Consider the following 10,452-nt stretch of genomic DNA (forward strand, 5'->3'; position numbering starts at 1 on the left):
CCGCCGGTTCGTGGCCCTGGCGCGCGACGGCGACGGCCGGGCCACCGGGGTGCTCGGCTGGAACATGCCCAAACAGACGCGCCTGCACCGGCAAGAGGTCGTCGACACGTTCACCGGGGCGCCCGCACCGACGCGGTAGCCCCGGCACACCGCCGCGTCCGGCACCGTCGCCGGGCGCGGCCAGCAGACTGGGAGGACACAACATGAGTGGTGCCGTGGGCACGGCCGACGCCGAGGCGGCCGAACTGCCGGAGTACCCGATGACGCGGGCGTCCGGGTGCCCGTTCGACCCGCCGCCGGAACTGAAGGCCGCGCAGCGGGAGGGCCCGCTGCGCCGGGTGCGGCTGTGGGACGGCAGCACCCCGTGGTTGGTGACCCGCTATGCCGACCAGCGCGCCCTGCTGGCCGATTCGCGGATCAGCGCCGACGTCATGCGACCCGGCTACCCGAGCCCGAGCGAGGTGCCGAAGGAGGGGTCGCCGATCAGCTTCATCCTGATGGACGACCCGGAGCACGGTCGGCTGCGGCGGATGGTGACCCCGCCGTTCAGCGTCAAGCGGGTGGAGGCGCTGCGGCCCGCGATCCAGCGGATCGCCGACGACCTCATCGACACCATGCTGGCCGGGTCGAAGCCCGCCGACCTGGTGGACGCGTTCGCGCTGCCGCTGCCGTCGCTGGTGATCTGCGAACTGCTCGGCGTGCCGTACGCCGACCACGACTTCTTCCAGGAGAACAGCAAGCAGGTCATCAACCGGGACACCACCCCGGAACAGAAGCAGAACGCGCTGGTGGAGCTCGGGCGCTACCTGTACGAGCTGATGGGGCGCAAGCTCGAGGAGCCGGGCGACGACCTGCTGTCCGAGCTCACCGGACGGATCAACAACGGCGAGATCACGCAGGCCGACGCCGCCCAGATGGGGGTGCTGCTGCTCATCGCCGGGCACGAGACCACCGCCAACATGATCGCCCTGGGCACACTGGCGCTGTTCGAGCACCCGGAGCAGTTCGCGCTGCTGCGCGACTCGGACGACCCGGAGCTGACCGCCTCGGCGGTGGAGGAGCTGCTGCGCTACCTGCACATCACGCACAACGGGCGGCGCCGGGTGGCGATCGAGGACATCGAGATCGCGGGGGAGACGATCCGCGCCGGGGAAGGGGTGATCATCCCCAACGACATCGGCAACCGGGACCCGGAGGTGTTCGACGACCCGGACTCGCTCGACGTCCGGCGCGGCGACCACCGGCACCTCGCGTTCGGCTTCGGCGTCCACCAGTGCCTGGGCCAGCAGCTCGCCCGGGTTGAGCTGCAGGTCGTGTACAACACCCTGTACAAGCGCATCCCCACCCTCCAGCCGGCCACGTCCCTGGAGAACATCCCCTTCAAACACGATGGCTCCGTCTACGGCGTCTACGAACTCCCCGTCACCTGGTGACCCGGGTCCCGTAGGTTGCCGTGAGGGGCACATTCACTGCGTCATATGCAGTGGATGTGCCCCTCACGGCACCACACGCAGGGAACGTGCCCTTCACGGCACCACGGTGACGGGAGTGCGCAGTGGGTGCCGCCGGTGGGGACAATGGGCGGCATGAGCACGACGATGCCGATGGTTCCGTTGTCCGACTCGGTGGCGATCCCCCAGCTCGGGCTGGGCGTGTACAAGGTGCCGCCGGGGCAGACCGCCGAGGTGGTCCGGCACGCCCTCGCCCACGGCTACACCGCGGTCGACACCGCCACCCTGTACGGCAACGAACGCGAGGTCGGCGAGGCCGTCCGGGACAGCGGCCTGGCGCGGGAGGACGTGTTCGTCACCACGAAGCTGTGGAACGACGCGCACGGCTACGACGAGGCCCTGCGCGCCTTCGACCGCAGCGCCGCCGAACTCGACCTCGACCACGTCGACCTCTACCTGATCCACTGGCCGGTGCCGGACCAGGACCGCTACGTCGAGACGTGGCAGGCACTGCGTCGGCTGCGGGACGAGGGCCGCGTGCGCGCCGTCGGCGTGTCCAACTTCGAGCCGGAACACCTGCGCAGGCTGGCCGACGAGACCGGCGAGGTGCCCGCGATCAACCAGGTGGAGCTGCACCCGCTGCTGCAACAGCGCCCCCTGCGCGAAGCGCACGCCGAGCTGGGCGTGGTCACCGAGGCGTGGGCGCCGCTGGCGCGGGGGCAGCTGGTGGAGCACGACACCATCCGGCGGCTGGCCGACAAGCACGGCCGCACGCCGAGCCAGATCATCCTCCGCTGGCACCTGGACCTCGGCAACGTGGTCATCCCGAAGTCGGTCACCCCGGCGCGCATCGAGGAGAACATCGACGTCTTCGACTTCTCCCTGGACACCGACGACGTCGCCGCCATCGACGCCCTGGACTCCGACGGCCGCACCGGCCGCCACCCCAACGACCGCTGGTGAGGGGAGAACGGGGTATGACATCGAGCGTGCCGTTCCGGCTCGGTGCCGAGACGGAACGGAAACTGGCGGACCGGGCCGACATCGACGGCGTCAGTGCGCCGGCGTTGCTGGAACGCCTGGTCATCGAGGGTGTCGACCAGTTGCGTCATCCCGGAATCGTGTACCGGGGCCCCGCACATGCCCGGCGCGCTGCGTTGTCGGCGGGCCCGGATGTGTGGGAGGTGATCGCTCGTCTCCGGGAGCTGGACGGTTCGGAGGAAGAGCGGATCGTGGTGCTGTGTGCGGAATCGGCTCTTCACCCGCGACTCATCCGTGCGGCTGTCGACTACGCCGCGGAGCATGGAGAAGAAATCGAGTCCCGTATCGACCGGAACCGGAGGGTGGCCGAGAACAGCCGCCGGGCGGTGCAGGAGCGCGCGAGACTGTTCGTCTGACGTAACGACCGTGTTCCGTCGCTTTCGCGCGGTGGTCCGGGCGCCGCGGGAGCCGTGTATTGGGCGCACAGCGCACGCGGAGCGTGAAGTCCGGCGCGCCACGGGCACCAGGCGGGTGAGTGCGTGGTGCCCGTGGCCCCGGGCATGCACCACTACCAACGGCGGCCGACGTCGCTGTCCCGGGCGTCGCGCCAGTTGTTCCAGGCGTCGGCGGGCAGCAGGTAGCCCGCCCGCACGTTGTGCCGGTCGACCGCCTTCACCGCGCGCAGGTAGCTGCCCCGGGTGGGGTAGAGCGTGTCCAGCGTGTCGTCGGTGAACGGTTCGTGGGTGCCGAACAGCACGCAGAACGTCTCCCCGGTGTTGTGGCCGGTGTTGCGCGCGGTGGGCACGGCGTGCTGGGACAGCCGGATGCCGCCCTCGGCCAGCCCCAGCTCGTCGCGCCGTTTGGTGCCGTCGTCGGTGAACTCCAGCGGCTCGGCCGTCGGCGGTGGGGTGCCGTCCTCCACCCAGCGCACGAGGTGGTGGTTCGCGGCGGCGAGCACGTGGTGCAGCGGGGTGCGGCTGAACGGCGGCTCGTCGCAGTCGAATTCCGGTGCGGCGCCGAGGTCGCGCTCGGAGATCGGCTCGCGGTACCGCTGCCCCCGGTACCCGGAGTGCGCGGCACCGGCGACCTCCCACCGGCGGAACCGCTCGTTGTCGGCCGGACGCCGTGGTGAGCGCACGTCCGTTTCGGACAGCACGGTGAACACCGGTGCCTCGCCCTCGCGGGACGGTGCCGTGCCGACGGCGAAGTTGTACCCGTCGAACACCGGCTCGGTCCGCGGCAGGATGTGGTCGTAGTAGACGCTCATCCGCCCGGCCGACTGCGACGCCCCGAGGGCGAGCACGGTGCGCGCGTCGAGCCCGCCCAGCACCGAGTCCGGACCGGGGTCGGCCACCGCCCGGCCCGCCTCGGCGAAGATGTCGTAGGAGAGCTCGTCGGCCGGGTACTCGCCGCCGCCGGTGACGTCGAGATCGCCGTACCGGGTCGGGCTCCACTCCCGCAGGTGATCGACCCCGACACGCTGTGCGGACACGCCGACCCAGGCGTAGCCGGCGCGGGTCATGGCGTCGAAGTCCCACAGCGCGTCGAGGTCGTAGCCCGCGGAGACGTTCTGCCACTCGACCAGCGCCGTGCCGTTGAACCGTCGTTCGTCGGCGGGGCGGCGCACGACGACGCGGGTGGTGTAGTCGACGTCGGTGGCGACCCGCTCGCCGTCGGGGGCGTAGCCGTCGGCGGCGCCGGAGAGCAGGAATTCCTCCTCGACGTAGCCGCGGGCGGCCAGCGGGTCCGGGGTGGAGAAGAACGGGTAGGTGTCGGCGAGCTCGTCGGCGAGCGGATCACCGGGCACGGTGCCCGGCAGGGGGCCGGTGACCTCCCCACCCGCGGTGGACACGGTGGGGACGGGTGAGGATGTGGTGGTCGTGGACGGTGCGGCCGCACCGACGGCCGGGACCAACGCGGCCGACGTCGCGGCCGCGAGGGTCAGGGTGCCGAGGCGGCGCCACGGGTTGCTCATCATCGCGCTCCCGGGTCCGTGGGTGGATGGTCCGTTCAGCGAAGCAAGCACCCCTGCCCCGGACCAGGGCCGGACGTAAACCTGCGACGCCCGTCGCCGGGCGCACGAACCCATGCTCCAACGGCGGTCCCGGTCCCGGAACGGGTGAGCCGCGTTGACATGCAAGTGAAAGCTTGCCTATTGTCGTCGTGTGACGGACGTGTTCAAGGCGCTCGCCGATCCCACCCGACGGGCGATCCTGGACGAACTCACCGAGCGCGACGGCCAGACGCTGTTCGAGCTGTGCGGCCGGCTGCTGAGCCGGCGCGGGGTGAGCTCGTCCCGGCAGGCGCTGTCCCAGCATCTCGACGTCCTGGAGGCCGCCGGTCTCGTCGTCACCCACCGGGAGGGCCGGTACAAGTTCCACCGGATCGACACCTCGCCACTGCGCGCCGTGGTCGACCGGTGGCCGATCGATCAGTGAAGGAGTCACCCGTGCGGATCACCCTGACGAACGTGTTCGTCGACGACCAGGCCAAGGCCCTGCGCTTCTACACCGAGGTGCTCGGATTCGCGGGGAAGGAGGACGTCCCGCTGGGGGAGGACCGGTGGCTGACCGTGGTCTCGGCCGAACACCCGGACGGGCCCGAGTTGCTGCTGGAGCCGGACGGGCACCCGGCCGTGCGGCCGTTCAAGGAGGCCCTGGCCAACGACGGCATCCCGGCCGCGCAGTTCACCGTCGACGACGTGCGGGCGGAGTACGAACGGCTCACCGCACTGGGCGTGCGGTTCACCCAGGAGCCGCTGGACATGGGGCCGGTCACCACCGCCGTCCTCGACGACACCTGCGGCAACCTCATCCAGATCGCCGCGCGGAAATGAGTTTCCCGTGATCCGGTTACACGACTTCGAGAAGAGTGGCCGTCGACCGTGGTGAGCACAGTGGACGACACCGAAGTTCCTCTCAGCCGCCTGTGGCAGCGGAAGGTTCGGCCGTCGATCCTCCTAGGAGTTGACTGACACGCTGCGGGGAGATGTCGAGGACCACTGCGATCTCGCGACCGGTGAGCCCGGTGTCCCGGAGCTCTTCGGCGGCTTCCCGTTGCTTAGCTGCGGCTTCTCGCTGCTTCTGCGCTGCTGCTTTGACCTCATCGCGGGCGGTGCGGACGCGCTGGGTCAAAGCGGCATCGAGCTGGGGAACGATGTCAATGTCGAAAGATGTCTCATCGTCGAGGTCGAGCGCGAGGGAAATGTACTCGCGGGCCATGCTCTCGGCTGAGGAAAGCGAACGTGCCTGGGTGACGCCGACGTTCTCGATGTGCAGCTCCCACCCGTGAGCCCAGCGTCTGGCGGTAACGGTGTAGGTCGTCACTGCAACCATCCCTTCGGCAGGCAGCTCAACTTGTCCATGAGGTCACGGACAACGCCAGGGGAGACGATCTTGTGATTCGGGACGATGACCATGTGGGCTCCGCATGCGCAGGTCCACTTCTCGTGGCTCCCTCGCGTCGACTTGTGCGTGCAGCCATGTCGGACGAGCGCTCTACGAACGTCCCGATACCTCATCTCCTTGACCATTCACCCTAGTCTAGTCCCGCTTGATGATGCAATATCTAGGCGGGGTAGACGTCGTCCGTCTGTTCCAGTGTGCGGTTACTCTTCGTGTGCTTCCCCTGCCTCCTGGCCGTCGAACAGTGCGGTGATCTCCTCGGCGGCGACGGGGCGTAGTTCCCAGGCGTCGAGGCCGACGTGCAGCTGCCTGCCGTGCAGCCGGTCGGTGCTGTGCACGTGGCCGTGCAGCAGCCGGTCGCCGAGGTCCGGCAGGCGCCACTCGCGGTAGCGGTCGGTGGCGGTGTGGTCGCCGACGTAGGGGTAGTGCGACAGCAGCACGGTGTGCCCGTCGAGCCGGAGACGGGCGAACGGCTGGACGCTGGTGAGGAACTCCAGCCAGGCGCGCTGGTGGCGGTGGGCGTCCCGGCGCACGCCGGGTGCGCACCGGTCGTGGTTGCCGGTGACGAGGTGGATGCGGCCGTGCAGCCGCCGCACGGTATCGACCCACCGGGCGGGATCGCCCATGCCGAGATCACCCAGATGCCACACCTCGTCGTCCGGTGCGACGAGGTCGTTCCAGTTGTCCACCAGCGCGGCGTCGTGTCCGGCCGGGGCGGCGAATCCGCGGTTCCCGGCGACCAGCCGGTGGTCGAAATGGGTGTCGCTGGTGAACCAGACCCGCATGTGTTTCCCGTCGTCGGCGTGTCGTCCGGGCGGAACCTGCCCGGCCTCCCGGCCCCGTAGCTTATGCATCTCGCACAACCGGCCGCGCGAACTTCGTCCCGGTCGGACCTAGGAACTCCGCCACCCGCTCCGTAGTGTCGGGGGCCACATTCGGTGTGACCCAGAACACGACGAGGTGGTGGGAGAAGGCATGGAGCTGCGCTATCTGCCGTGGGACCCCGCGAGCCCCCTGCGCGGTCGCCGGGAGCATGTGGGGCTCCGCGACGACCGGGTCGAACTCACCTACGCCCAGTTCGACGCGCGGGTGGAGGCCTTCGCCGAGCAACTCGCCGAACACGACTTCGGCCGTGGTGACGTGCTGGCGATCGTGCTGCCGAACCGGGTCGAGTTGCTGGTCGCGATGTTCGCCGCCTGGCGGCTGGGCGGGGCCGCCACCCCGGTCAACCCGGTGTTCACCGAGGACGAGGCGCGGTATCAGATCACCGACGCCGGGGCGGCGCTCGTGGTCAACTCCGGCCCGGACGCGCCCACCGGGGGCAGGCCCGCCGTGCACGTCGACGACATGCGCACCGCCCGCCGGGGGAGTTCCCGGCCGCCCGCCGAGCTGTCCGCCGACGACCTCGCCCTGCTCATCTACACCAGCGGCTCCACCGGCAGGCCCAAGGGCGTCATGCTCGACCACCGGCACGCCGAGGCCATGTCCGCGACGATGGCGCAGCACCTCGCGCTGACCGGGGACGACCACTGTCTGCTCGTCCTGCCGCTGTTCCACGTCAACGCGATCATGGTGAGTGTGCTGGCGCCGATGCGGCGCGGCGGGCAGGTCAGCATCGTCGGGCGGTTCTCCGCGGACACGTTCTTCGACCACGTCGAGCGGTTGCGGCCGACGTACTTCTCGGCGGTGCCCACCATCTACGCCGTGCTCGCCGCGCTGCCCGAGGACGTGCGGCCGGACACGTCGTCGCTGCGGTTCGTGATCTGCGGCGCCGCCCCCGTCTCCCGGGAGCTGCTCGTCCGCTCGCAGGAGCGGTACGGGTTCGTGATCGTCGAGGGCTACGGGCTCACCGAGGGCACCTGCGCCTCGGCGTGCAACCCGGTGGACGGGGTCCGCAAGATCGGCACGGTCGGCCCGGCCCTGCCCGGTCAGGAGATCGCCGTCGTCGGCCCGGACGGTGCGTTCCTCCCGCCCGGCGAGGACGGCGAGGTCATGATCTCCGGCCCGACGGTGATGCGCGGCTACCTCAACCGGCCGGAGGCCACCGCCGAGACGATCGTTGACGGGTGGCTGCACACCGGCGACGTCGGGCACCTCGACGAGGACGGCTATCTGACCATTGTGGACCGGCTCAAGGACATGATCATCCGCGGTGGGGAGAACCTCTATCCCAAGGAGATCGAGAGCGTGCTCACCGCCGTGGACGACGTCCTCGAAGCCGCCGTCGTCGGCCGCCCGGACGAGGTCTACGGCGAGGTCCCCACCGCCTACGTCAGCGTCTACCCCGGCTCGGCGCTCAGCGAGTCCGAGCTGCTCGACCACTGTCGACGTCACCTCACGAGGGTGAAGGTGCCCGAGCGCATCCACGTCGTCGACGCCCTCCCGAAGAACCCCGTCGGCAAGATCGACAAACCCGCGCTCCGGCGGAACCCGGACACCCAACCGGCCTGAGGCGGAACCCGGCCCCGGCCCTGCCCTTCCCGTGACGCGAGGCCACCTCGCGCGCACCACCCTGCCCTGTCGAAGGAGAGCACCGTGGGATTCAGGACTCCAGACATGCCGCCGGGGGACCCGGCGGAGTTCGAGTCGACACCCGTGATGGACCGGCTGCGGATGTTGGCGACGCACTGGACCGAGTACGGCTTCGGCGGCCCGAAGCAGATGCACGCCCTCTACATCGTCAAGACCGTGCTGTTCGTGCTGGGTGGCTGGCTGATCGTCGGCCTGACCACCCCGGGGATCGGCCTCACCGACCTCTCCGCCTGGTGGGGCGAGCTGATCGTCTACGAGAAGCTCATGGTCTGGACGGTGCTGTGGGAGATCACCGGGCACGCCGCGTCCTGGGGTCCCCTGGCGTTCAAGTTCGGCCCGATGATCGGCGGCTGGCGCTACTGGACGAAACCGGGGACGCTGCGCCTGCCGCCGTACCCGGGCCGGGTCCCCGGAACCGCCGGGGACGCGCGCACCCTGTTCGACGTCGGGCTGTACCTGGTGCTCGTGGCGAACCTGCTGTTCCTGCTGGTCACGCCGGGTGTGCAGAACGCCGCCGCCTACAGCGAGGCCGGACTGCTGCCGGGCTGGGCACTGATCAGCTACGTGGCGCTGCTGCTGGTGATGGGGTTCCGGGACAAGGTCGTCTTCCTCGCCTCCCGCCCCGAGCAGTACGCGGTGTGCCTGCTGGCCTTCGGCGTGCTGGCGAGCCACGTCGACATGGTGCTCATCGCCAAGATCGCCATGGTCACCATCTGGCTCGGTGCCGGGGTGTCCAAGTTCGGACACCACTTCAGCCTCGTGGTGCAGGCGATGATGAGCAACACGCCGTGGCTGACGTCGAAGCGGTTCAAGCGTTCGCTCTACCGCGACCCGCCGAACGACCTGCGCCCGTCGACGACGGCGCTGGGCTGGGCGCACGTCGGCGGCACCGTGGTGGAGCTGACCCTGCCGCTGGTGTTGTTGTTCTCCACGAACGCGACGGTGACCTGGCTGGCCATCGCCGGCATGGTGCTGTTCCACATCTTCATCTACTCGACGTACCCGCTCGCGGTGCCACTGGAGTGGAACGTCCTGTTCGTGTTCGTCACGCCGTTCCTGTTCGGCGGCTTCTTCGCCGGCGACGGCTACGGCGTCACCGACTTCAGCAGGGGCTGGATCCTCGCCGCGGCGCTCGTGTTGTTCCTGACGGGCCCCGTGCTCGGCAACCTCAAGCCGGAGTGGGTCTCGTTCCTGATCTCGATGCGGCAGTACGCGGGCAACTGGGCGTCGGCGACGATGGCGTTCCGCATGAACGGTGCCGAGGACAAGCTGGACACCGGGCTGACGAAGACGCTGCGCACCCAGCGGCAGCAGCTCACCGACCTGTACGGGTCGGACGTGGCCGAGATCTTCCTGCAGAAGTGCGTGGCCTTCCGCAGCATGCACAGCCACGGCCGGGCGCACCTGTCCCTGCTGCAACGGCACCTGGATCAGCTGGAGAACTACCGGCTGCGCGAGGGCGAGGTCGTTTGCACCGTGCTCGTCGGCTGGCAGTTCGGCGACGGGCACCTGTTCGACGAGCGCACGATCGCGGCCGTGCAGCAGCGTTGCCACTTCGAACCCGGTGAGTTCGTCATGGCCTGGACCGAGTCGCAGCCTATCCACACGCCCCGGGTTCGCTACAAGGTCGTCGACGCCGCGCTCGGCGTCGTGGAACTCGGTTACTACGACGTCCGCGACGCGGTGGCCGAGCAGCCGTGGATCCCGAACGGACCGATCCCGCACCGGGTGACCTGGCGCAAACCGGGTTACCAGCCGGCCGGGGACTTCGTCCATCCCGAGCCGATCCCCGAGGGCGTGGGGCGCGACTCTGGTCCCGAGGGGCGTCCCGATGGCATGGTCACCGGATGACGAGAGCGGTCGTGGTCGGCAGCGGGCCCAACGGGCTCGCTGCCGCCCTCACCCTCGCGGCCGAGGGCGTGGACGTCGAGGTGCTGGAGGCCGCCCCCACCGTCGGCGGCGGCACCCGCAGCGCCGAACTCACCCTGCCCGGCCTGCTGCACGACGAGTGCTCCGGCTTCCACCCGCTGGCCGTGGACACGCCGTTCTCCCGCCGGTTCGACCTGGCCCGGCACGGTCTGCGC

Annotated in this window: 12 protein-coding genes and 1 pseudogene; 9 read left to right on the top strand and 4 right to left on the bottom strand. The window is 69.9% G+C overall.

Annotation, left to right across the window (positions count from 1 at the left end):
* The 4 genes and pseudogenes from ACTIR_RS25675 to ACTIR_RS0101165 all read left to right on the top strand — a co-directional run.
* Positions 1–139 (top strand): annotated as a pseudogene (locus ACTIR_RS25675) (NAD(P)/FAD-dependent oxidoreductase); the annotation flags it as partial.
* A gap of 64 nt (positions 140–203) precedes the next feature.
* The gene (locus tag ACTIR_RS0101155) at positions 204–1,433 is read left to right on the top strand and encodes a cytochrome P450 (RefSeq protein ID WP_034237726.1); all 1,230 of its coding nucleotides are present in this window, start codon (positions 204–206) and stop codon (positions 1,431–1,433) included.
* A 144-nt stretch (positions 1,434–1,577) separates the two neighbouring features.
* Complete coding sequence (locus ACTIR_RS0101160; protein WP_026452913.1) at positions 1,578–2,414, top strand: aldo/keto reductase; 837 nt, start codon at positions 1,578–1,580, stop codon at positions 2,412–2,414.
* Between the two features lie 26 nt (positions 2,415–2,440).
* A complete protein-coding gene (locus ACTIR_RS0101165; RefSeq protein ID WP_233345793.1) occupies positions 2,441–2,848 on the top strand; it encodes a hypothetical protein in 408 nt (135 codons plus the stop codon).
* A gap of 152 nt (positions 2,849–3,000) precedes the next feature.
* Here ACTIR_RS0101165 and ACTIR_RS0101170 read toward each other — a convergent pair whose 3' ends face one another.
* Positions 3,001–4,407, bottom strand: coding sequence for an alpha/beta hydrolase domain-containing protein (locus ACTIR_RS0101170; protein WP_233345794.1), 1,407 nt, complete (start codon positions 4,405–4,407; stop codon positions 3,001–3,003).
* Between the two features lie 190 nt (positions 4,408–4,597).
* On the opposite strand from ACTIR_RS0101170, the gene ACTIR_RS0101175 reads away from it, so the two are divergent.
* Positions 4,598–4,870: an ArsR/SmtB family transcription factor gene (locus tag ACTIR_RS0101175; protein ID WP_026452916.1), complete on the top strand. Its 273-nt coding sequence runs from the start codon at positions 4,598–4,600 to the stop codon at positions 4,868–4,870.
* Positions 4,871–4,881: 11 nt separating this feature from the next.
* Positions 4,882–5,268 carry a VOC family protein gene (locus ACTIR_RS0101180; protein WP_026452917.1) on the top strand — a complete coding sequence of 129 codons (387 nt, stop codon included), beginning with the start codon at positions 4,882–4,884 and terminating at the stop codon, positions 5,266–5,268.
* Between the two features lie 82 nt (positions 5,269–5,350).
* Here the strand turns inward: ACTIR_RS0101180 and ACTIR_RS0101185 are convergent, their stop codons facing one another.
* From ACTIR_RS0101185 to ACTIR_RS0101195, 3 genes are all read right to left on the bottom strand, one after another.
* Entirely contained in the window at positions 5,351–5,758 is a 408-nt protein-coding gene (locus ACTIR_RS0101185; RefSeq protein WP_026452918.1) for a hypothetical protein, read from the bottom strand.
* Positions 5,755–5,964, bottom strand: coding sequence for a type II toxin-antitoxin system HicA family toxin (locus tag ACTIR_RS0101190; protein WP_026452919.1), 210 nt, complete (start codon positions 5,962–5,964; stop codon positions 5,755–5,757). Before ACTIR_RS0101190 ends, ACTIR_RS0101185 begins: the two co-directional genes overlap by 4 nt.
* 75 nt (positions 5,965–6,039) lie before the next feature.
* A complete protein-coding gene (locus tag ACTIR_RS0101195; protein ID WP_052583668.1) occupies positions 6,040–6,690 on the bottom strand; it encodes a metallophosphoesterase family protein in 651 nt (216 codons plus the stop codon).
* Between the two features lie 121 nt (positions 6,691–6,811).
* Between ACTIR_RS0101195 and ACTIR_RS0101200 the strand changes: the two genes are divergently transcribed.
* The 3 genes from ACTIR_RS0101200 to ACTIR_RS0101210 form a co-directional block, all read left to right on the top strand.
* Positions 6,812–8,287, top strand: a complete 1,476-nt coding sequence (locus tag ACTIR_RS0101200) for a class I adenylate-forming enzyme family protein (RefSeq protein WP_026452921.1) — start codon at positions 6,812–6,814, stop codon at positions 8,285–8,287.
* An 84-nt stretch (positions 8,288–8,371) separates the two neighbouring features.
* Positions 8,372–10,219, top strand: a complete 1,848-nt coding sequence (locus ACTIR_RS0101205) for a DUF3556 domain-containing protein (protein ID WP_026452922.1) — start codon at positions 8,372–8,374, stop codon at positions 10,217–10,219.
* On the top strand, positions 10,216–10,452 hold a 237-nt coding region (locus ACTIR_RS0101210), incomplete at its 3' end, for an FAD-dependent oxidoreductase (protein ID WP_154663632.1). The genes ACTIR_RS0101205 and ACTIR_RS0101210, both read left to right, overlap by 4 nt.

The sequence above is a fragment of the Saccharomonospora iraqiensis subsp. iraqiensis genome (genome assembly GCF_000430445.1).
In the GTDB taxonomy this organism is placed as follows: Bacteria; Actinomycetota; Actinomycetes; order Mycobacteriales; family Pseudonocardiaceae; genus Saccharomonospora; species Saccharomonospora iraqiensis.

Excerpts from the sequence above, each read along its gene's own strand:
- ACTIR_RS0101170 (WP_233345794.1), bottom strand. The coding sequence starts at position 4,407 with ATGAGCAACCCGTGGCGCCGCCTCGGCACCCTGACCCTCGCGGCCGCG.
- ACTIR_RS0101195 (WP_052583668.1), bottom strand. The coding sequence starts at position 6,690 with ATGCATAAGCTACGGGGCCGGGAGGCCGGGCAGGTTCCGCCCGGACGA.
- ACTIR_RS0101200 (WP_026452921.1), top strand. The coding sequence starts at position 6,812 with ATGGAGCTGCGCTATCTGCCGTGGGACCCCGCGAGCCCCCTGCGCGGT.
- ACTIR_RS0101160 (WP_026452913.1), top strand. The coding sequence starts at position 1,578 with ATGGGCGGCATGAGCACGACGATGCCGATGGTTCCGTTGTCCGACTCG.
- ACTIR_RS0101155 (WP_034237726.1), top strand. The coding sequence starts at position 204 with ATGAGTGGTGCCGTGGGCACGGCCGACGCCGAGGCGGCCGAACTGCCG.
- ACTIR_RS0101190 (WP_026452919.1), bottom strand. The coding sequence starts at position 5,964 with ATGGTCAAGGAGATGAGGTATCGGGACGTTCGTAGAGCGCTCGTCCGA.